The organism is Actinomadura sp. 9N215, from assembly GCF_044326345.1.
GTDB lineage: Bacteria > Actinomycetota > Actinomycetes > Streptosporangiales > Streptosporangiaceae > Spirillospora.
In genome coordinates this window covers 79,345-99,497 of sequence record NZ_JBIRBA010000004.1, presented here as the reverse complement: position 1 = coordinate 99,497, position 20,153 = coordinate 79,345, and the positions used below count along the sequence as shown (strand labels likewise).

Annotated in this window: 18 protein-coding genes and 1 pseudogene; 9 read left to right on the top strand and 10 right to left on the bottom strand. The window is 73.6% G+C overall.

Annotated features, from left to right (window positions below; translation table 11 throughout):
- Positions 1 to 14: 14 nt before the first annotated feature.
- Positions 15 to 686: a DUF1444 domain-containing protein gene (locus tag ACH34T_RS08695; RefSeq protein ID WP_395991477.1), complete on the top strand. Its 672-nt coding sequence runs from the start codon at positions 15 to 17 to the stop codon at positions 684 to 686.
- Between the two features lie 49 nt (positions 687 to 735).
- On the opposite strand, the gene ACH34T_RS08690 is transcribed toward ACH34T_RS08695, so the two are convergent.
- Positions 736 to 858: a hypothetical protein gene (locus ACH34T_RS08690; RefSeq protein WP_395991476.1), complete on the bottom strand. Its 123-nt coding sequence runs from the start codon at positions 856 to 858 to the stop codon at positions 736 to 738.
- Positions 859 to 1,568: 710 nt separating this feature from the next.
- Between ACH34T_RS08690 and ACH34T_RS08685 the strand changes: the two genes are divergently transcribed.
- Positions 1,569 to 2,210: a LysE family translocator gene (locus tag ACH34T_RS08685; RefSeq protein WP_395991475.1), complete on the top strand. Its 642-nt coding sequence runs from the start codon at positions 1,569 to 1,571 to the stop codon at positions 2,208 to 2,210.
- A gap of 116 nt (positions 2,211 to 2,326) precedes the next feature.
- Here the strand turns inward: ACH34T_RS08685 and ACH34T_RS08680 are convergent, their stop codons facing one another.
- Positions 2,327 to 4,075, bottom strand: a complete 1,749-nt coding sequence (locus ACH34T_RS08680; protein ID WP_395991474.1) for a serine/threonine-protein kinase — start codon at positions 4,073 to 4,075, stop codon at positions 2,327 to 2,329.
- A 113-nt stretch (positions 4,076 to 4,188) separates the two neighbouring features.
- Between ACH34T_RS08680 and ACH34T_RS08675 the strand changes: the two genes are divergently transcribed.
- Complete coding sequence (locus tag ACH34T_RS08675) at positions 4,189 to 5,151, top strand: alpha/beta hydrolase (protein ID WP_395991473.1); 963 nt, start codon at positions 4,189 to 4,191, stop codon at positions 5,149 to 5,151.
- Positions 5,152 to 5,193: 42 nt separating this feature from the next.
- Here the strand turns inward: ACH34T_RS08675 and ACH34T_RS08670 are convergent, their stop codons facing one another.
- The 4 genes from ACH34T_RS08670 to ACH34T_RS08655 all read right to left on the bottom strand — a co-directional run bounded on the left by ACH34T_RS08670 (position 5,194) and on the right by ACH34T_RS08655 (position 10,207).
- Positions 5,194 to 6,942, bottom strand: a complete 1,749-nt coding sequence (locus tag ACH34T_RS08670) for a serine/threonine-protein kinase (RefSeq protein ID WP_395991472.1) — start codon at positions 6,940 to 6,942, stop codon at positions 5,194 to 5,196.
- 82 nt (positions 6,943 to 7,024) lie between these two features.
- On the bottom strand, positions 7,025 to 8,332 hold the full coding sequence (locus ACH34T_RS08665) for a DUF4389 domain-containing protein (RefSeq protein ID WP_395991471.1): 1,308 nt from the start codon (positions 8,330 to 8,332) through the stop codon (positions 7,025 to 7,027).
- 72 nt (positions 8,333 to 8,404) lie between these two features.
- Entirely contained in the window at positions 8,405 to 9,367 is a 963-nt protein-coding gene (locus tag ACH34T_RS08660; protein ID WP_395991470.1) for a quinone oxidoreductase family protein, read from the bottom strand.
- 81 nt (positions 9,368 to 9,448) lie between these two features.
- Positions 9,449 to 10,207 carry a TetR family transcriptional regulator gene (locus ACH34T_RS08655; RefSeq protein ID WP_395991469.1) on the bottom strand — a complete coding sequence of 253 codons (759 nt, stop codon included), beginning with the start codon at positions 10,205 to 10,207 and terminating at the stop codon, positions 9,449 to 9,451.
- A gap of 379 nt (positions 10,208 to 10,586) precedes the next feature.
- Between ACH34T_RS08655 and ACH34T_RS08650 the strand changes: the two genes are divergently transcribed.
- From ACH34T_RS08650 to ACH34T_RS08640, 3 genes are all read left to right on the top strand, one after another.
- The gene (locus ACH34T_RS08650) at positions 10,587 to 10,853 is read left to right on the top strand and encodes a hypothetical protein (protein WP_395991468.1); all 267 of its coding nucleotides are present in this window, start codon (positions 10,587 to 10,589) and stop codon (positions 10,851 to 10,853) included.
- 111 nt (positions 10,854 to 10,964) lie between these two features.
- Positions 10,965 to 11,240, top strand: coding sequence for a DUF6504 family protein (locus tag ACH34T_RS08645; RefSeq protein WP_184881879.1), 276 nt, complete (start codon positions 10,965 to 10,967; stop codon positions 11,238 to 11,240).
- Between the two features lies 1 nt (position 11,241).
- On the top strand, positions 11,242 to 14,574 hold the full coding sequence (locus ACH34T_RS08640; RefSeq protein WP_395991467.1) for a DNA polymerase III subunit alpha: 3,333 nt from the start codon (positions 11,242 to 11,244) through the stop codon (positions 14,572 to 14,574).
- Between the two features lie 19 nt (positions 14,575 to 14,593).
- Here ACH34T_RS08640 and ACH34T_RS08635 read toward each other — a convergent pair whose 3' ends face one another.
- From ACH34T_RS08635 to ACH34T_RS08620, 4 genes are all read right to left on the bottom strand, one after another.
- Complete coding sequence (locus ACH34T_RS08635) at positions 14,594 to 15,298, bottom strand: DUF4328 domain-containing protein (protein WP_395991466.1); 705 nt, start codon at positions 15,296 to 15,298, stop codon at positions 14,594 to 14,596.
- A 154-nt stretch (positions 15,299 to 15,452) separates the two neighbouring features.
- Positions 15,453 to 15,800 carry a hypothetical protein gene (locus ACH34T_RS08630; protein ID WP_395991465.1) on the bottom strand — a complete coding sequence of 116 codons (348 nt, stop codon included), beginning with the start codon at positions 15,798 to 15,800 and terminating at the stop codon, positions 15,453 to 15,455.
- Positions 15,801 to 15,865: 65 nt separating this feature from the next.
- The gene (locus ACH34T_RS08625) at positions 15,866 to 16,513 is read right to left on the bottom strand and encodes a response regulator (RefSeq protein WP_395991464.1); all 648 of its coding nucleotides are present in this window, start codon (positions 16,511 to 16,513) and stop codon (positions 15,866 to 15,868) included.
- A gap of 105 nt (positions 16,514 to 16,618) precedes the next feature.
- On the bottom strand, positions 16,619 to 17,836 hold the full coding sequence (locus tag ACH34T_RS08620) for a sensor histidine kinase (protein ID WP_395991463.1): 1,218 nt from the start codon (positions 17,834 to 17,836) through the stop codon (positions 16,619 to 16,621).
- A gap of 417 nt (positions 17,837 to 18,253) precedes the next feature.
- Between ACH34T_RS08620 and ACH34T_RS08615 the strand changes: the two genes are divergently transcribed.
- From ACH34T_RS08615 to ACH34T_RS08605, 3 genes and pseudogenes are all read left to right on the top strand, one after another.
- Complete coding sequence (locus tag ACH34T_RS08615; protein WP_395991462.1) at positions 18,254 to 18,478, top strand: hypothetical protein; 225 nt, start codon at positions 18,254 to 18,256, stop codon at positions 18,476 to 18,478.
- 163 nt (positions 18,479 to 18,641) lie between these two features.
- Complete coding sequence (locus tag ACH34T_RS08610; RefSeq protein ID WP_395991461.1) at positions 18,642 to 19,442, top strand: methyltransferase domain-containing protein; 801 nt, start codon at positions 18,642 to 18,644, stop codon at positions 19,440 to 19,442.
- 47 nt (positions 19,443 to 19,489) lie between these two features.
- Positions 19,490 to 20,143: pseudogene (locus tag ACH34T_RS08605) on the top strand (response regulator transcription factor); the annotation flags it as partial.
- Between the last annotated feature and the right edge of the window lie 10 nt (positions 20,144 to 20,153).

Sequence of the window (20,153 nt, the reverse complement as noted above, 5' to 3'; positions counted from 1 at the left end):
AGGAGGAGCGTCCCGTGACCGAGCCGCGGTCCAGTCTGATCGTCCCGCTGATGAAGGCGCGGGTGCCGGCGGAGGTCCAGCTGGAGTTCCCGCTGCCGGCGGACGAGGAGCCGATCCGCGACCCGTTCGCCGCCGACCTGTACGTCACCTACGCGCTGGAGATCGCCGACGAGGGCGTCCCGTCCGGGCGGCGGCACGAGCATGTGGCGCTGCGGCACTGCGCCGAGCTCGGCGTGCAGCCGGAGGAACTGCGCCGCCGCGCGGTGCTCAACCTGCGCGACCGGCGTCCTGACCTGAGCCTGGGCTGGTACCCGGACGTCCGGGCCGTCACGGTCTCCCTCGGCGGGACCGCGACGACGGCGGCCGCGACGGCTGCGACGGCGGCGGCGGGCCGCGGCACCCTGGAGTCGGGCCTGCTCCTGGACGAGGCCTTCCTGGAGAAGCTCGCCCAGGACGTGGACGGCGACCTCGTCGTGGCCGTCCCGGCGCGGGACGTGTTCGTCGCGTCCGGAACCGGCCACCCGGACGGCGTCGACAAGCTCCGCTGGACCGTCGCGCAGGTGTGGGCCGGGGACCGCGGCGACAGCGGTGGCGGCGACGGGCCCTGGGACGTTCCCGCCGGGAGCCTGCTCACCCACGACCTGCTCATCCGCCGCGGCACGACCTGGGACGTCCTCCAGGCGTGATCACGACGAGCACGTGATCACGACGAGCACGTGATCACGACACGCGTGATCAGGACAGGGTCTTGAAGCGCGGCCACAGCTCCGGCCAGGGCGCCCGCTGCCCGCGGCAGATCCAGATGGGCTTGCCCTGCTCCTGGTTGTCGAGGTCGACGCCGTTGTCGACGCGGCTCACCGGGCGCACGTCCGTCCAGAACCGACCCAGGTAGGACGCGCCCGCGAGCGTCTCCGGGCCGACGACGACGGTGGGCCCGCCCGTGTCCGCCGGACGCCCGAAGTACCAGTAGCCGTTGTGGCCGCTGTACGCGCGGGGCAGGCCGAGGCCGGGCCCGTACTTGTCGAGCGCCCCCGCCTCGCCGTAGTTGCTGACGACGATCGTCGCCTTCGACCGTTCGTCCGGCGGCAGCGTCCGGTAGGCCGCCGCGACCTGGGCGGCGAAGCGGGGCCAGCGACCGGCGAGTCGCCTGACGCCGCCGTGATCGCGCGGGCGAGCAGCGGCATCAGCGGCGGCTGGTCCGGATAACCCCAGGCCAGATGGCGTCCGGCGACGCGGAAGTACAGCTCGTCGCGGTGGTACCCGTACCGTGCGCTGACGGCCAGCAGCAGGACGCCCAGCACACCGGCGATCAGCAGCACCGGCCGCCAGGCCACTGCGGCGGACGGGCCGGGGCGGGCGATCTCGACCGGACGGCCGGACGCCGCGGACGCTGGCGCGGACATGCGTCGAACCTATGCCGGGCCTCGTCCCGAGTCACGATCTTGAACCGGCCACCCCTGGACACCGTCCACCCTGGTGGGGCCGCCGCGAGCCGGGCCGGGCGGGCCGGGCCGGGCGGGCCGGATATTCGGTGGGACGAACCGGACATGCTGCGTAGTGTCGCGGTCATGGTGTCGACAGATCAGATGCTCGCCTTCTCCGCGATGGCCTTCGCCATCATCATCATTCCCGGCCCGTCCGTGCTCTTCGTCGTCGGACGGGCCCTCGCGCACGGCCGCCGCACCGCGCTCGCCGGCGTCGTCGGCGGTGTGGCCGCCGCGCTCGTGCTGACCGTCGCCGTCGCGGTCGGCGTCGGCTCGATCGTGGAGCGTTCCGCCGTCGTGTTCACGACCTTGAAGATCGTCGGGGCCGTCTACATCGTCTACCTCGGGGTGCAGGCCATCCGGCACCGCCGCTCGCTGCAGGAGACGATCGGCGCGGACGAGGAGGGGCAGGGCGGCGACGTCCGGGCCTTCGCGCAGGGCTTCGTGGTGGGCGTCACGAACCCGAAGACGACGGTGTTCTTCGCGGCCGTCCTCCCGCAGTTCGTCGTCCGGGAGCACGGGCACGTGCCGCTGCAGATGATCGTGTTCGGGCTGCTCTTCGCGGTGATCGCGCTGCTGAGCGACAGCGTCTGGGGCATCGCCGCCGGCGCGGCCCGCGACTGGTTCGCCCGCTCGCCCCGCCGCCTCGCCGCGATCGGCGGCACCGGCGGCCTGATGATGATCGGCCTCGGCGTCACCGTCGCCACCACCGGCCGCAAGGACTAGCGAGGCGCCCCCGCCCCGCCCGACCGGCCCCGCCCCCGCTCGACGGCGCCCGATCGCGCTCGGCCGGCCCCGCCCCGCTCGACGGCGCCCGAGCGCGCTCGGGCGCGCCTCGGGTGTCAGAGCTCGCAGAGTGAGAAGTTGTCGAACGTCGCCTCTCGCGTGGCGCCGTCGGGGCTGGTCACGAGGAGCCCGATGCCGCCGTCGCCGCCCGTGGGAGCGGGCGCGGTGGCGGACGTGACGAGCTCGTCGTTGACCCACATGCCGAGTCTCATGGACGGCCCGTCCGGCACGCACGCGGCGTGGATCAGGTCGTCGTTCTCGCTGAGGTCGCCGGCGGCGCCGGTCACCAGCTGCCGCCTCGGCTCACCGCCCTCCATCGCGACGATGCGGGCGCGTCCGTCCGAACGGAGGAGGAACGCGAAGCCGCTCCGCGTCCCGCGGCAGTACACCCCCGCCTCGCCGTCGCCGCCCGGCTCCACCTCCACCTCGATGAGGTGCGACATGGACGCGGGCGGCGAGACGGGCGCCCCGATCACGTTCTGTTTCGCCGCGGGGAGGACGTGGACCTCGTACTTCCGGTCGAGGTAGGCCGCCTCCCAGAAGACGTTGGACGTGGCGGCCCTCTTCCAGCCCGACGTCTCGTCGCTGAAGTTGTCTGCGTAGAGCTTCTGCTCGGGCTCCGGCGGCTTCTCGCCGAAGCCGGAGGAGGAGGCCGCGGCGGAGTCGTTCGGCGTCCGGTCGGGGCCCGGGGCGAGCAGACCGGCCAGTATCGGGACGACGACGCCGACCGCCGACAAGGCCGCGATGAGCAGGCGGCGCTGCTTCAGCGGACGTCCCGCAAGGCGCCCCGCAGTGCGCCCCGCTGAGCGCCCCGCGGGAGAACGCGCAGGGGGAGCGGACGGCGGCGGCGCGTTCACGGGACGCGTCACCGGGACGGGGTCGACGGTGGTCTGCGGAACCGTCCCGCGCTCCGGTGGCCGCCCGGACTCGGGCGCCGGTGGGGGAGGCGGCGCGTCGTTCTGCGGCGGCGCGGGCGCCACCGGGGTCGCGGGTGGCTCGTCCTCGCCGGTCAGGGCTTGGATCAGCTGCTTGACCGTGGGGCGTTCGGCCGGCTTCTTGGCCAGCGCCCGGGCCACGAGGGCGCGGACGGCCGGGTCGAGGCCGTCCAGGTCGGGGTCGCCGGTCGTCACCCGGTTGATGACCTCCGGGAGCGTTCCGCCGCTGAACGGGACGCGCCCCGTGCCGGCGTACGCGACGACGCAGCCCCAGGAGAACACGTCGGCCGCGGGCGTGATCTCCCTGCCGTGCATCAGCTCGGGCGCGATGTAGGCGGGGGTGCCGACGAACTGGCCGGTGCGGGTCGGGCCGTCGGAGGAGTCCAGCGCGCGGGCGATGCCGAAGTCGATCACGCGCGGGCCGGTCGGGGACAGCAGCACGTTGGACGGCTTGAGGTCGCGGTGCACGATCCCGGCGCCGTGGATCGCGCCGAGCGCCGTCGCGATGTTGACCGCGAGGGCCTCCAGGTCGCCGCCGCGCAGCGGCCCGCCCTGCTTGACGGCGGCCTCCAGCGACGGTCCTGCGACGTACTCGGTGACGACGTACAGCGGCTCGCCGTCGAGGCGGGCGTCCAGCACCGCGGCCGTGCAGAACCGGCTGACCTGCCGCGCGGCCGTCACCTCCCGGCGGAACCGCTCGTGGAAGGCCTCGTCGTCGGCGAGCTCCGCGTTGATGACCTTGACCGCGACCTGCCGTCCGGCCCCGTCCTCGCCGAGGAAGACGGTGCCCATGCCGCCGCGCCCCAGCCTCCCGGCGAGGCGGTACGGGCCGAGCCGCTGCGGGTCGCGGTCGCGAAGAGGGGCCTGCATGGCTCGACTCCCGGGGGCCGGAGGGCGTGTTGTGGTTCGGGCGGTCTACGGTTCAGTCTTCTATGACGTTCGATCAAGGGGAATCAGTTCGCCCGCCTGGGGAGGAAAGAAGCATGGACGTGACGGAGGATGTGCTCGGCCCCGGGTACGAGGCGATCGAGCTGCCGATGGGCCGGGACGCCGAAGGCGAGGTCGTGGCGACCCTGGTACGGCGGCGCGGCCCTGGTCCGTCCCGGCGGGCGGTGCTGTATCTGCACGGGTTCGTCGACTACTTCTTCCAGCGGCATCTGGCCGACTTCTACCTGGACCTCGGATTCGACTTCTACGCGCTCGACCTGCGCAAGTACGGGCGGTCGCTGCGTCCGCACCAGACGCCGAACTACGTGGAGAGCCTGGCGGACTACTTCCCGGAGATCGACGAGGCCGTCCGGATCGTCCGGGACGTGGACGGGCACGACACGGTCCTGCTGAACGGCCACTCGACCGGCGGCCTCATCGCCGCGCTGTGGGCGGACGGGGCGAAGGGCCGGGGCCTCGTCGACGGCCTCTTCCTGAACAGCCCGTTCCTCGACATCGCGGAGCCGCTGGTGATGCGCAAGCTCGGCGCTGGCCTGGCGCGGGCGCTGCGCCCGCGGTTCCCGAAGGCGAGGCTGCCAGCGGGCGTGTCCGACCGGTATCCGCGGAGCATCCACCGCGACCACGAGGGCGAGTGGGACTTCGACCTGGCTTGGAAGCCGATCCTCGGGTTCCCGGTGCGGGCGGCGTGGCTGGCGGCCGTCCGCCGCGGGCAGCTCCGCCTGCGCAGGGGGCTGGACGTCGACGTGCCCGTGCTGGTCATGGCGTCGACGCGCAGCGTCCGGCCGACCCGCAAGGCGCTGGACGTGTCCGGGGCCGACGCCGTCCTGGACGTCGAGCACATGGCCCGGTGGGCGCCCAGGATCGGGCGGCACGTCACGCTCGTCCGGATCGACGGCGGCCTGCACGACCTGGTGCTGTCGGCCGAGCCCGCCCGCGCGCGGGTCTTCGCCGAGCTGACCCGCTGGACGGCCGCCTACCTGCCCGCGAAGAACGCCTGACCCAGGCTCGGAAGAACGCCTGGGCCAAGCTGGGAAGAACGCCTAGCGGAGGATCTTCGAGAGGTCGAAGTCGTCGAAGACCGCGACGATCTGCTGGGCCGGGTTGCCGCCCCGCGCCGCATGCAGCCCGGCCTTGCCGTTGGGGAGCGGCTGGTCGTCGTCCGTCGCGTCGATGACCTGTTCGCCGTTCACCCAGAGCCGCAGCCGCACCTTCTTGCCGCCGTCGGCGCTCTCGCAGCCGATCTGGATCTTGTTCGGCTCGTCGTCGGAGAGCCCGGGGACCGACGTCGGGGCGGCGAGCTCCTTGGCGCCCCTTTCCTCGCTCGTCTTGCGCAGTGACGCGCCCTTGCCGTCGTTGCGGATCATGAAGGTGTACCGGTCGTCGAGGTCGTCGTGCGAGCGGCAGTAGAGGCCGTAGCCGCCGTCGGGGGGTCCGCTCGCCACCGAGACCGTGACCGTGGCCAGCATCGGGTCGGGGGCGGGCGCGTCCTTGGGCACGTCCTGCGCCACCGAGTCGGTCGAGGCGTCGGTCAGGATCCGGTACTTGCCGTTCTGGTAGTTGTTCTCGCCGCTGTAGGTGCGCCAGCCGGACTCGCTGTTCGAGAAGTCGTCGCTGAACGCGGTCGCCAGCTTGTCGGGCGGGCCGTCCGAGCCGAGGAGGGTGAACCCGACGACCGCGAGCGCGGCCACCACGGCGACGGCCGCGGCACCGATGACCAGCGGGAGGCGCCGGGACCTGCCGGACGGCGACGGCCTGGCGTCGCGGCGCGTCACGTCGGCGCCGAGCATCGACGTCGGCTGCTGGAACGCGGCCTGACCGGTCGCCTGACCAGGTCCCTGGACGGGCGGGTGGGCGTGCGTGGGCTGGCCGGGCGGGCCGGTGCGCGCCTGCACGGTCGGGTCGGTCGCGGTGCCGTGCCAGCCCGCCTGGACGGTCTCCGCCAGCCTGGCCGGGTCGGTCTGGCCGTTCCCGACCAGCCGGCCCAGCAGATCCTGGACGGACGGCCGGTTCCGCGGGTCCTTGTCGAGCGCGGCGGCGACGACGTCGCGCAGGGCGGCGTCGAGGCCGTCCAGCTTCGGCTCGTCGTGCGCGACGCGGTAGAAGATCTCCGGGACGGTGTTGCCCGCGAACGGGGCGCTGCCCGTCCCGGCGTAGGCGACGACGCAGCCCCAGGAGAACACGTCCGACGCCGGCGTGACCTGCTCGCCGCGCAGCAGCTCGGGCGGCAGGTAGTTCGGGGTCCCGACGAACTGGCCGGTGCGGGTGGGGCCGTCGGCGGCGTCGAGCGCGCGGGCGATGCCGAAGTCGATCACGCGCGGCCCGGTGGACGACAGCAGCACGTTCGCGGGCTTCAGATCCCGGTGGACGATCCCGGCCCCGTGGATCGCGGCGAGCGCGGTGGCGACGCCGACCGCGAGGCCCTCCAGGTCGGACCCGGGCAGCGGGCCTCGGTCGGCGACGGCACGTTCCAGGCTCGGGCCCTCGATGTACTCGGTGACGACGTACAGCGGGTCCTCGTCGAGCTCGGCGTCCAGGACGGGGGCGGTGCAGAACCGGCGGACCTGCCGGGCGGCCGTCACCTCGCGGCGGAACCGGTCCCGGAACGCGGTCTCCCCGGCCAGCTCCCGGTTGATCACCTTGACGGCGACGCGGCGGCCGCCGCCGTCCTCGCCGAGATAGACCGTCCCCATGCCGCCGCGGCCGAGCCTGCCGACCATCCGGTAGGGGCCGAGTTCCGCTGGGTCCTCGGGGCGCAGGGCCTCGCCGTTCTCTCCTGCGTGCGTGGTCATCGTGATCCTGAACTGGAAATCGGGAGTCGTTTCCGTAGAACCCTAGCGGGATGCACCAATTCAGACGCGCAAAGTAAGAGGGTCAGCGGTTTCGGCGGGCGCGGGGCAGCGTCCGGAACGGCGGAAGCATCTCGCCGGTGAGCCCGAACGCGTACGCCACGACCCGGGCGGACCAGCGCTGGCAGCCGACCACCAGCCGGTACAGCCAGCGCGGGTAGCGGCCGGTGAACGGGATGACCAGCCAGCTCAGCGCCATCAGGACCACCAGGACCACGAACACGACCATCATCACCAGCAGGTGCGGGATGACCAGGATGCCCCTGACCAGGGTGAACCAGCGGCGCGGCCCCTGCCACTCCGCCGGGAACGGCAGGTCGACCACGACGGTCCCCTCGTCCGGGGCGGGCTCCTGGGCGGCGGGGGAGGCCGCGGCCAGCGTCGGCTCCGCCGCCTGCTCCTCCACCTCGGGGACGGGTCTCGGCCGCGGCACCTCCGCGGCCGGGGCGCGCTCCGCGGCCGGGGCCGGGGCCGTCCAGGTCGTCGAGATCGTCTCTGCGGCGTGCTCCGGGCTCTCCTGGCCGACGAGCCGGGTGAGGATCTGCCGCGCCGTCGGACGGGTCCGCGGGTCCTTGCCGAGCGCGGCGCCGACGACGTCGCGCAGCCGCGGGTCGAGGCCGTCGAGGTCGGGCTCGTCGTGGCCGATGCGGTGGAACGTGTCCGCGACCGTCTTGCCCTGGAACGGCGGGCGTCCCGTCCCGGCGTAGGCGACGACGCAGCCCCAGGAGAACACGTCCGACGCCTGCTCGACGGGCTCGCCGCGCAGCACCTCGGGCGCGATGTAGGCGGGGGTGCCGACGAACTGGCCGGTGCGGGTGGGGCCGTCGGGCGCGTCGAGCGCGCGGGCGATGCCGAAGTCGATCACGCGCGGCCCGGTGGACGACAGCAGCACGTTCGCGGGCTTCAGATCCCGGTGGACGATCCCGGCCCCGTGGATCGCGGCGAGCGCCGTGGCGACGCCGACCGCGACGCCCTCCAGGTCGGACCCGGGCAGCGGCCCCTTGCCGCCGACCGCCTTCTCCAGGCTCGGGCCGTCGATGTACTCGGTGACGATGTAGGGCGGGTCCTGGTCGAGCCCGGCGTCCAGGACGGGTGCGGTGCAGAACCGGTGGACGCGCCGCGCCGCCGTCACCTCCCGCCGGAACCGGGCGAGGAACGCCGGCTCCCCGGCCAGCTCCCGGTTGACGACCTTCACCGCGACGCGGCGGCCGTCCGGCTCGGCGGCCAGGTAGACGGTGCCCATCCCGCCGCGGCCGAGTCGTCCGAGCAGGCGGTAAGGACCGAGGACGCGCGGTTCGTCCTGCTCCAGCGGTTCGGCGGCGTATGCGGTCATGGCGGAGGGACTCCTCGAAGATCGTATATTCCCGCCCAGCCTAAGGCAGCCGCCGCCCGCCCGAGCGGACGATCAAGGGATCAGCAGGAGCTTCCCCGTCGTCCGCCGCGCCTCCAGATCGGCATGCGCGGCGGCGGCCTCCGCGAGGTCGTAGCGGCGCCCGACATGCACCCTGACGTCGCCTGCCCCGACCCATCCGTAGACGGCGGCGGCCCGTTCCCGCAGCTCTTCGCGGGTCACGATGTAGTGGGCGAGCGTCGGCCGGGTGAGGAACAGCGAACCGGCCGCGTTGAGGCGCTGCGGGTCGAACGGCGGCACCTTCCCGCCCGCCGCCCCGTACAGCGCCAGGGTCCCGCGCCTCCGCAGGCTCGCCAGGCTCCCCTCGAACGTGGGCGCGCCGACGCCGTCGTACACGGCGGCGACACCCTCCCCGCCGGTCAGCTCCCGGACCCGGTCGGCGAAACCGTCGTAGCCCATCGTGACGTCCGCGCCCGCGTCCTCCGCGAGCTTCTCCTTCTCCGGCGTGGACGCCGTCCCGATCACCCGGGCGCCGAGGGCCTTGGCCGCCTGGGTGAGCAGCAGCCCCATCCCGCCGGCGGCCGCGTGCACGAGGACGGTGTCGCCCGCCCGGACCGGGTACGTCGACCGCGTCAGGTAGTGCGCGGTCATGCCCTGCAGCAGCGACGCCGCCGCGTCCTCAAGGTCCACCCCGTCCGGGACGGGGACGAGCCTCTCCGCCCGCACCAGGGCCTTCGCCGCGTAGGCGCCCTGCACGTCGCTGGACGCGACGCGGTCGCCCACCGAGAACTCCCGGACGCCGTCGCCGGCCGCCGCGACCGTCCCCGCCGCCTCGATGCCCGGCGTGTACGGGAGCCGCCGCGGGTACGCGCCCGTCCGGTAGTACACGTCGACGAAGTTGACGCCCGCCGCGGCCACGTCGATGAGCACCTCGCCGGGCCCCGGCTCCGGGGCCGGACGCTCCGCGGCGGCCAGCACCTCGGGGCCGCCGTTCTCGGTGATCACGATCGCGCGCATGCCGTGCTCTCCTGCCTGTCGGGGCGGCGGACTGATCTCGGCAACCCGGCCTCTCCGCGGGCTATTCCACCGCCGGAAGGGCTAAATCCAGTCGCGCATAGTCTGGCCGACCAGCGCGACGGCCTCCTCCACGCGGGCCGCTACCGTCGGGGGGTCCCAGATGTCCAGCCGGGCGCAGTCCTCGAACGCGATCTTGGTCGCGGCCATGAAGAACGCGACGACGATCTTGGGCCGCAGGTCCTCGTCGGGATCCGCGTCCTCGCGCCGCGCGATCTCGGCGGCGAGCGCGTCCGTCGCCGCCCCGTACCGCGCCATCTGCGCCGCCATCAGCGCCGGCGTCGCCTCGATCACCTGCCGGACCCGGCGGAACCTGGCGCTGTCGGCCGGGTCGCCCTCCGCGATCGTCCGCAGCATGACGCGCAGCGACTCGTACAGCGCGGTGAACGGACGCTCCCCTGGCGGGCGCTCCGCGAGGGCGGCCGCCAGGGCCCGGTCGTGCTCGGCGAGGAAGCTCGTGACGACGTCCTCCTTGGTGGCGAAGTAACGGAAGAACGTCCGCTGCGACACCTCAACGGCCGCGACGATCTCGTCGATCGTCGTCGCCTCGTACCCCTGGGAGACGAACAGCTCCAGCGCGGCGTCGACGAGCGCGAGCCGGGTCCGCTGCTTCTTGCGCTCGCGGAGCCCCGCGAGCGCGGGAGCGGGCTCGGGCGCACCCGGGGCCGCCGGGTCGTCGTTCGCGTTCGCCGGGTCGTCGTTCGTGTTCGCGGGGTCGGCGTTCGGGGTCGCCGGGTCGCCGTCCGTGGGGCCTGACGGGTCGCCGGCGGGGACGGCGCTCATCGGCTCGCTCCTTCTGATCCGCGTGACGCGGGCGGGTGGACGCCCGTCTTCACAGAGGCTTCTATCACGGACGGACCCTCCGCCTACGCGGCGGGGGTTCCATCATCCGGAACCCCGTCCTCCAGCCCGCACCCACCGCCATTTCAACGGACGAGCTCCGCCCGGCGCTCCGCCGCGCGATTGGCGCATGTGAGCGCGGCGCGTCGTGGCGCCCAGCACGGACCATCGCATGGCCGGAAGGGAAACAGCCGTCCCACTCTCCGGGAATTCCCTGCGCAGCCCGCGGATTCGGGTCATGCTGAGGGCCGGTCACCAATTGTCGCCGGACGGTCGCCGAAGGTCATCGTCCGGCGCCTCGGACCATGCTGAGGCGGCTGATGTGTCAGTAGTCGGTGGGCGGGAGATCGCCGAGGTGCGCCGGCGTCACCTCGCGGCGCTAGCGCACGAAGTCGAGGTCCGCGGGCTCTCCTGGAGGCTCGCCGGGCCCGAGGAGTCCCTGCTGAGCGTGTCCGGCACGCGGACGCGACGCCAGATCATGGTCGTCGCGACCCCGTGCGGCGACGGCTGGTACTACCTGTGGCCGGGCGGCGGCATGGCCGAGGTCACCGAGGCCGCCACGGTCGCCGACCGCCTCAGCAAGTTGTGAGGCTGCCTCCGCCTTGCTCCCTGGTGGACGGCTTCCCTAGACTCGGGCCCGAACATTTGTTCTAATGCCCGCATGTCCTTCCCCCGTGCGGTGAGCGCGAGGGGGAGGCAGATGACACGCGTGTTCGGCGACCCGGTGGACGTCTGGGTGAGCGATGGACGTCCTGTCCGGTTCGTCTGGCGTGGCCGGCTCTACACCGTGCGGCGGGTGCTGGAGCACTGGGTCACGACCCGTGACTGGTGGCGGGAGCAGCAGCCCGACGGCGAGGCCACCGGAGAGCGGGAGTTCTGGCGGGTCGAGGCGACTCCGGACAGGGAGATCGGCGTCTACGAGCTGCGTTATGACGTGGCCGCCGACAGCTGGCTGCTTTCCCGGGTATGGGACTGACGTGCACCTTCATGTCGCCTCGTGCTATTCGCTGCGGCACGGCGTCGCGCCGCCCGCCGCGCTGGCGGAGCGCGCCGCGGGCCTCGGCATGGAGACGCTCGCGCTGACCGACCGCGACGGGCTGTACGGCGCCGTCCGTCACGTTCGGTCATGTGCGGACGCGGGGATCGGGGCCGTCGTCGGCGCCGATCTCCGGGTCGCGTCCACCGGCGAGGAGCGGATCGTGGTGCTCGCCGAGGGGCGTGCCGGGTGGCGGTCGCTGTGCCGGTTGGTGACGGCGGCGCACGCGGCGGGTGAGCGCGGGAACCCGCTGGTCACGCGGCAGATGGTCGGTGCGCATGCGGAGGGTCTCGTCGTCCTGCTCGGTCCGGCGTCGGACGTGGGGCGTGCCGTCGGCGGGCGGCGTCCGGACGTGGCGGGGGCCCGGCTGGACGCATGGCGCGCGACGGCCGAGAGCGTGGTCGAGATCGTCGACCATCACGGCAAGGGCGAGGGGCCCAGGGCGGCCCGGATGCTCGCGCTCGCGCGCGAGGCCGGGGTGCCCGCGGTGCTCGGCAACGCGGTGCGCTATCTGGAGCCGTCCGACCATCCGGTCGCGCAGGTCCTGGACGTGACGCGCCGCCTCGCCCCGCTGGACCGGCGGCATCTCGACGACCGCACCGGGCACGCCTACCTGAAGTCGGTCCCGGAGATGCGCCGCGTCGCGGAGCTGGGCTGCGGGGCGGACGAGGCGGACGCCCTCCTGGCCGCGACCCGGCGGCTCTCCGAGCGCTGCGTCCTCGACCCGGGGCGCGATCTCGGCATGGACGGCGTCCATCTGCCGATCGGCGAAGGCGACCCGTACGCGCGGCTCGTCGCCCGCTGTGCGGACGGGCTGGCCCGGCGCGGGCTGGACGGATCGCGGAAGGCCGCCGCGCGGCTCGATGAGGAACTCGGGGTGATCGCCCGGAAGGGGCTGGCGTCCTACTTCCTGACGGTCGCCGACGCCGCGGCGCTGATCAGGTCGCGCGGGATCCGGTGCGCCATCCGCGGCTCGGGCGCGGGCAGCCTGGTCAACTACCTGCTCGGCATCGGCGACCTCGACCCGCTGCGGCACGACCTGGTCATGGAGCGGTTCCTCGCCGACAGCCGGGAGGGGCTGCCCGACATCGACCTGGACGTCGAGTCGGCGCGGCGACTGGAGGCCTACGAGGCGCTGTTCGATCGGTTCGGCGCCGAGAGCACCGCGTGCGTGTCGATGATGGAGACCTACCGGGCGCGCAGCGCGCTCCGCGACGTCGGCAACGCCCTCGGGCTCCCGCCGCTGGAGATCGACGCGATCGCGAAGGCGTTCCCGCAGATCAGGGCCGGCCAGATTCGCGCGGCCCTCGACGACCTGCCCGAGCTGCGGCAGAGCGGCCTGGCGAGCGGGCGCCTGGAGGTGCTGTTCCGGATCGCCGAGCGCCTGGACGGCCTGCCCCGCCACATCGCCATGCACCCGTGCGGCGTCCTGCTGTCGAACCCGACGCTGCGCGACCGGACGCCCGTCGAGCGGGCCGCCGTGGGGTTCCCGATGAGCCAGTTCGACAAGGACGACGTCGAGGCGATGGGCCTGCTGAAGCTCGACGTCATCGGCGTCCGGATGCAGTCGGCGATGGCGCACGCGGTGGCGGAGGTCGCCCGGCTCACCGGCCGGACGATCGCGCTGGAGGACGTCCCACGCGACGATCCCGCGACGTACGAGCTGGTCCGCACGTCCCGGACGCTCGGCTGCTTCCAGATCGAGTCGCCGGGACAGCGGGAGCTGATCGGCCGCCTCCAGCCCCGCGACCTGGACGATCTCGTCCTGGACATCTCGCTGTTCCGGCCGGGCCCGGTCAACTCCGACATGGTGACGCCGTTCCTGGAGTCCCGCGCCGGGACGCGGGAGCCCGCCTACCCGCATCCCGATCTCGAACCGGTGCTGCGGGAGAGCCTCGGCGTGATCGTCTTCCACGAGCAGGTGCTCCGCGTCTTCGACGTGATGACCGGTTGCGGCCTCTCCCGGGCGGAGGCCGCGCGCCGGAGCCTCAACCACGAGCGCGGCCAGGCGGTGGTGGGCGCGTGGTTCCGCAAGACGGCGCTGGCGCGCGGCTACGACGAGGCGTCCGTGGAACGCGTCTGGCGGATGCTGACCGCGTTCGGCGCGTTCGGTTTCTGCAAGGCGCACGCGGCGTCGTTCGCGCTGCCCACCTACCAGTCGGCCTGGCTGAAGCGGCACCACACGGCCGCGTTCTACGCCGGCGTCCTCACCCATGATCCCGGGCTGTACCCGAAGCGCGTCATCCTGGACGACGCGCGGCACTTCGGCGTCCCGATCCTGCCCCTGGACGTCAACCGGTCGGCCGCCGGCTGGCACGCCGAACCCGTCTCCGGCGGCGGGCCGACCGGGATCCGGGTGGCGTTGAGCGAGGTCAAGGGCATCTCCGACGCGGAGGTCGGCAAGATCGTCACGGCCCGTCCGTTCGCGTCGCTGGGCGACTTCTGGCGCCGGGCGCGCGTGTCCCGTCCGATCACGGAGCGGCTGGTGCTGGCGGGCGGGTTCGACGCCGTCCACGACGCCCCGCGCCGCGACCTGCTCTGCCGCGTGGGCGCGCTGGAGCGGGCCGGAAGCCGTGCCGCGCACGTCATGGAGGGCCAGCTTCCCCTCGGCCACGAGGACGGCACGCCGCCCGGCCCGGTGGAGGAGATCCCCGCGGGCGAGCTGCCCCCGATGACGCCCGCCGAGGTGGTCGAGGCCGAGCTGGACATCCTCGGCATGGACGTCAGCCGCCACCTCATCACCTTCTACGACGGGCTGCTCGCCGGGCTCGGCGTCGTCCGGGCCGCGGACCTGCCGGGACGTCCCGCCGGAAGCGAGGTGCTGGTCGCCGGGGTCAAGGTCGCCACGCAGACCCCGGCGGTCAGGTCGGGCCAGCGCGTGATCTTCGCCACGCTGGACGACGCGACCGGCCCCGTCGACCTCACCTTCTTCGAGTCGGTGCAGGACAGGTGCGCCGCGACCGTCTTCGGCTGCTGGCTCCTGGTCGCCCGCGGCCGCGTCCGCCGGGCGGGGGACCGCGCCGTCTCGATCGTCGCGAACGCCTGCTGGGACCTGAACGCCCTCGACGAGGAGTGGCGCCGCGGCGGGCCGGACGCCGTCCGCGCCGCGATGGCCGCCCCGTCGCCGCCCGCCCGCGCCGTCGGCCGCCGGATCGTCCAGCCGACGGGGTTCGCGATGTCTCCGTACTCCGACATCGGGCATGCGGGAGCGGCTGTCAAACGTCCGCCCGCCGCCCGCCTCTGGCACAGCAGCCAGGGCAGCTCGGGCCCCTAGCGGCCCGCCGGCCGGCCCGTCAGGCGCCGGGGGCCTGGGCCGAAGGCGTCACCGACAGGCACTGGAGCCGCGTGATCTGGAAGACCGTGGCCATGCACAGGGTGGCGGCGAGGGCCTGGAACGCGGCCGCGGCGACGCCGACGTGGACGTCGAAGCGGGCGTCGGCGAGGGTGTCCACGCTGCCGTGCGTGAAGGCGCGGCCGAGGACGAGGCCGAGCAGGGCGCACGTCCACCAGGCGGCGACGACGAGGCCGGCGCCCTGGCGTTCGGCCGTCCGGTACCGGCCACTGTTGACCCAGATGTCGTAGACCATGCGCGGCGGCAGCCACAGGTTGACGACGGGGCAGAGCCAGCCGAGCACGACCCAGGCGCGGTGGTGCCGGTGCGGGCCCGGCGACTGCCGGTACGCGCGCCACAGCCACGTCAGGTACAGCACGCCGGTGACGACGGCCATGATCGCGCTGATCGTGAACACGTCCGTGTAGGGGGCGAGCTCCTGACCGGTGACGGCCGGGTCGTAGTTGCCGTGGGTCGCCCCGCGCAGGGGATGGGCGAGGCGGAGCAGGCTGATGCCGGAGCCGAGGGCGATGAACGCGTTGAAGCCGAGCAGCATGAACACGGCGACGCCGACGGCGCGGAAGTCGCGGCGCCGCGCCCATGCCCCGCATGCCGGGCAACGGGTGACCTCGGCCGGGATGATGTCGCCGCACAGCGCACACGGCATGGTTCACCTCCGACGGCCTTTGCGTTTCGCTGCTTTGGATACTACGTACGTTTGACTGGCGCGGCCCACCACGGGTTCGGACGCACCGCGTGTGGATGTTCACACGCGTAAGACCGTTCACCCGCGCCAGACCCGTCCACCCGTGGGAGAGCGCTCACACGTGGAAGACGAGGCGCGCGGCGGCGTACGTGGCGGCGGCGGTGACGGCCGCCCAGGCGGCGAGGCGGCCGAGACCGCCGCCGCTGAGGAGCCGCTCGGGCCGGAACCCGGTGACGAGGAGCAGCGCCCACCATTCGGCGGTCAGCGCGATCGTGGCGTACAGCGACCCGAAGCCGATCAGCGAGCACGTCAGGATCACGCCCGCCGGGGTTGCGGTGTGCGCGAAGAGGCAGGGGCCGCGGGCCGGTCCGTGGACGCCGCCGCGCAGGCAGGCGAGGACGGCGCCCCATCCGGCGGCGCACAGCACCCAGACGGCGACGACCGTCGTGGGCAGCCCGTTCAACGACTCCGGTGCCAGCGCCTCGTCCTTCCCCCGCGTGTTCTCGTCCCGCCCGCCCGGTGGGCGGGTCAGGTCATGAGGCCCGACTCCCAGGCCCAGGCGGCCGTCTCGACCCGGTTCCTGGTCGCGAGCTTCCGGTGGACGCTGCCCAGGTGCGTCTTGACCGTGGACAGCGACACGTACAGCTCCGTGGCGATCTCCTCGTTCGTCCGGCCGCGGGCGACGAGGCGCACGACGTCCAGCTCCCGGTCGGTGAGGGGCTCGCGGGGCGGGGCGGGCGCGGCGGGGGGCGCCGCCAGGTGCTCCAGCAGCCGGACGGTGATGGACGGCGACACCAGCGACTCGCCGTTCGCCGCCGCCCGGACGGCCTCGACCAGCAGCGCGGGCCCGCTGTCCTTGAGCAGGAACCCGACCGCGCCGCCGCGCAGCGCCCCGTACACGTACTCGTCCATGTCGAACGTCGTGACGATGACGATGCGGGGCGGGTCGGCGACGCCGGGCCCGGCCAGCACGCGGGTCGCCTCCAGGCCGTCCATCCGGGGCATCCGGATGTCGAACAGGCACACGTCGGGGTGGAGGCGGCGGGCCAGCGCGACGGCCTCGGCGCCGTCCGCCGCCTCCCCGACCACCTCCATGTCGGGCTGCGAGTCGACGATCATCCGGAACCCGGTCCGGACCATCTGCTGGTCGTCGGCGATCAGTACGCGGATGGCCACGCGCTGATTCTGTCAGGTCGTCCGTCCCCGGCGGGCAGGTCGTCCGTCCCTGGGGGGCAGATCATCCGTGCCCGTTGGGCAGATCGTCCGTCCGCGGCGGGCGGGTCAGCGGTCCCCGGCGGGCAGGACGGCGACGACCTCCCAGCCGCCCTCGGGGCGCGGACCGGCGTACAGCCGCCCGCCGAGCGCGCCGATCCGCTCCGAGAGCCCGGTCAGCCCGAACCCGCTGGACGGGAGCCGCCGGCCGCGTCCCCGCCCGTCGTCGCGGACGGCCACCTCGATGGCGCCGCCGACGCGCGCGAGCGTGACGCGGACGGTCGCCGCGTCGGCGGCGTGCTTGCGGACGTTGGTGAGCGCCTCCTGCACGACGCGGTGCGCCGACGCCGCCACCTCGGGCGGCAGCGTGCCGAGGTCGGGCGCGAGCGTCAGCGTGGCGGGCGGGTCCGCGAATCCGTCGACGAGGTCGTGGAGCAGAGCCAGGTCGCCGACGGGACGGGTCGCGGCGCCGCCCACGCCGCCCACGCCGTCCGCGGCTTCCGCGCGGGCGTCGCCGTCGGGCGTCCCGACGTTCTGCGCGTCGCGCAGCAGCCCGACCATGCGGCGCATCGAGGTGAGCGCCTCCGTGCCGGCCTTCTCGATCCCGCCGAACATGGCGTCCAGGTCCCCGGGCTCCGGCGGCGCGGCCCCCGACCGGGCCGCGAACCGCGCCGCCTGCGCCTGGACGACGATCCCCGTCACATGGTGGGCGACGAAGTCGTGCAGGTCGCGGGCCAGTTCCAGCCGCTCGTCCCGCCGCGCGGCGGCGAGCGACCTGGCCCGCCGCGCGTCCATCGCCCGCAGGTACAGCCCGATGCCGGCGGCGATCGCCACGGTGATGCCGAGCGGCGCGGTGAACAGGATCGCGGCGATCGGCGACCAGCGCAGCGGGACCGACAGGATCGCGACGGCGAGCAGCCCCGCCAGCGGGACGAGCGGCCGGCGGGCAACCTTCCATGTCGTCCGGGTGATCAGGATCAGCAGGCCGCCGATCTCGGCGAACAGGCTCGGCACGTCCTCCACGAGGCCGACCGCCGTGCCGAGGAAGAGGGTCGTGAGCGCCGACAGCGCCCCGGCGGCGATCGCCCAGGCGGCGAAGCGCCGACCGGAGACCGCGGCGGCGTTGGTCGCGGCCGCGACGAACACCATCCACGCGGTGGTCTCCGCGCCGAAGCCGGCGGCGAGGCAGCCCAGCAGGAAAAGCCCGGCGAACGCCGCGTACGCGGCGCGCGCCAGGCAGCCGCCCACCGAGTGGATGCGGTCCAGCCGTGCTCCGACGTCGCTCACGCCAACGCAGCGTACGACCCGCGGCCGACCGCCGGATCGACCGTTCGGCCGATAACCGGCGCCGGGAACCGGTCCCGCGCCCGATGCGGGGGCGGGGCGGCCGCGCGCACGCTGGAGGCATGGAACTCATCTACATACCGTTCGTCCTCGTGTTCGCCGCCTTCGTGATCTACGCGGGCATCGTGATGCCCGCGATGGAGATCGCCGAGTCCTTCCGGGGCCACCGCCGTTCATGAGGCGGTCGAATAAAGGTTCGAGAATGTCAGAGGTGACGCGTAGCGTTGACCTTGTGATTCGGGCGACACCTGGGAACAGATGTCGAACCGAGTGGCTTGTACAGACGTACCAATGGGTATGTGACTGACGGTGGCGATCCGCACTGGAGCGGCCCACCGGGCTTTTGGAAGGGGTGTTGGCATGAGCGCAGCTACCGGCACGTTCCATCTCTCCCACCCGCGGCTTGACGGGCCCGCCGAGCGGACCGTCGTGGAGCCGTGGCTCACCGACCTTTCCCACGCGACGCTCAACGCCTACGCCGAGACTCCGCCCGCGCTGGCCCCGGTCGAGGCGCTGCCGATGCGGCCCGTCCCGGCGGCCCCGTCCGTCCGGCCCGCGCCCGCCCGCATCGCCGTTGCGGCCTGAGCGGCGCTGGGGTCGAGGCTGCATGACGGGTTAACGACGGCGAAGGGGACCGAGGAGACTCGGTCCCCTTCTCTTGTGACCTGTCGTCTCAAATAGTGATACTTAATTCTCAAAGTGTGAGAAGAGGTCGTAGGGTGTGGGCACGGCACAGAGAGGCGGTCCGATGTCCCCAGACGCGACCTACACCCACGGCCACCACGAGAGCGTTCTGAGCTCGCACACGTGGCGCACCGTCGAGAACTCCGCGGCCTACCTGGTCGGGCGGCTGCGGCCCGGCGCGTCCGTCCTCGACATCGGCTGCGGGCCCGGCACGATCACCGCCGGTCTCGCCGAACGCGTCGCGCCCGGCCGGGTCGTCGCCGCTGACTCCGCGCGGACCGTCCTGGACGAGGCCCGCAAGAACACCGCCGCCCTGGACAACGTCGACTTCGCCGTAGCCGACGTCCACGCCCTCGGCTACGCCGACGACACGTTCGACGTCGTCCACGCCCACCAGGTCCTGCAGCACGTCGCCGACCCCGTCCTGGCCCTCCGGGAGATGCGCCGCGTCACCAGGCCCGGCGGCGTCGTCGCCGCGCGCGACGCCGACTTCGGCACCATGGCCTGGTACCCGGACCCGCCCGGCATGGACGCCTGGATGCCGATCTACTACAAGGTCGCCCGCGGCAACGGCGGCGAACCCGACGCCGGACGCCGGCTCGTCTCCTGGGCCCGCGCCGCCGGATTCACCGACGTCGAGGCCTCCACTTCGTCCTGGTGCTACGCCACCCCCGAGGAACGCGAATGGTGGAGCGAATCGTGGGGCGGCCGCCTGCTGCGGTCGTCCGTCGCCGACCACGCCGTGGCCGGCGGCCACGCGACCCGCGACGAGCTGCAACGCGTCTACCAGGGCTGGAAGGCCTGGGCCGCCGCCGACGACGGCTGGTATTCCGTCACGCACGGCGAGATCATCTGTCACGCCTGAACGGGCTCGGCCTCGGGCCGAGATCACGCCGATCGTAGAATGGACCGGTGCCCGACGCTGACCTGCTGGTCGTCGAAGACGATGCTGACATCGGCTCCGATCTGGTCGCGATCCTGAGCGACCACGGGTACGCGGCGTCGCTCGCGCGGGACGGCGAACGGGCGGCGGACGCGGCGCTGCGCGTCCGGCCGCGACTCGTCCTGCTCGACCTCGGGCTCCCCGACATGGACGGCGTCACCCTGTGCCGGTGGCTGCGGACCCGGCTGCCCGACGTGGGCATCCTCGTGGTCACCGCCCGGACCCGCGAGGGCGAGATCGTCAAGGCGCTGGACGCCGGAGCCGACGACTACGTCGTCAAACCGTTCCGGGTGGGCGAGCTGCTGGCCAGGCTCCGGGCGCTGGGCCGCCGCCGCGGGGCGCGCTCCGGCCTGCTGAACGCCGGCCCGCTGACGCTCGACCCGGCGGCCCGGCAGGCGTTCCTGGACGATCGCGAGCTGACCCTCCGCCCGCGCGAGTTCGACCTGCTGGCGGCGCTGGTCCGGCAGGCCGGGCGGCCGGTGGCGCGCGAGCGGCTGATGCGCGAGGTGTGGGGCGAGGACTGGTTCGGCGCGACCAAGACGCTCGACGTCCACGTGTGCGTGCTGCGCCGCAAGCTGGCGGCGGACGGGCGCGACGCCGGCCGGATCGCCACCCTGCGCGGCCACGGATACC

Bases quoted from the DNA above. Each gene is read 5' to 3' on its own strand.
- ACH34T_RS08685 (WP_395991475.1), top strand. From the start codon at position 1,569: ATGGTGTCGACAGATCAGATGCTCGCCTTCTCCGCGATGGCCTTCGCC.
- ACH34T_RS08680 (WP_395991474.1), bottom strand. From the start codon at position 4,075: ATGCAGGCCCCTCTTCGCGACCGCGACCCGCAGCGGCTCGGCCCGTAC.
- ACH34T_RS08675 (WP_395991473.1), top strand. From the start codon at position 4,189: ATGGACGTGACGGAGGATGTGCTCGGCCCCGGGTACGAGGCGATCGAG.
- ACH34T_RS08670 (WP_395991472.1), bottom strand. From the start codon at position 6,942: ATGACCACGCACGCAGGAGAGAACGGCGAGGCCCTGCGCCCCGAGGAC.
- ACH34T_RS08665 (WP_395991471.1), bottom strand. From the start codon at position 8,332: ATGACCGCATACGCCGCCGAACCGCTGGAGCAGGACGAACCGCGCGTC.
- ACH34T_RS08660 (WP_395991470.1), bottom strand. From the start codon at position 9,367: ATGCGCGCGATCGTGATCACCGAGAACGGCGGCCCCGAGGTGCTGGCC.
- ACH34T_RS08655 (WP_395991469.1), bottom strand. From the start codon at position 10,207: ATGAGCGCCGTCCCCGCCGGCGACCCGTCAGGCCCCACGGACGGCGAC.
- ACH34T_RS08645 (WP_184881879.1), top strand. From the start codon at position 10,965: ATGACACGCGTGTTCGGCGACCCGGTGGACGTCTGGGTGAGCGATGGA.
- ACH34T_RS08635 (WP_395991466.1), bottom strand. From the start codon at position 15,298: ATGCCGTGTGCGCTGTGCGGCGACATCATCCCGGCCGAGGTCACCCGT.
- ACH34T_RS08615 (WP_395991462.1), top strand. From the start codon at position 18,254: ATGAGCGCAGCTACCGGCACGTTCCATCTCTCCCACCCGCGGCTTGAC.
- ACH34T_RS08610 (WP_395991461.1), top strand. From the start codon at position 18,642: ATGTCCCCAGACGCGACCTACACCCACGGCCACCACGAGAGCGTTCTG.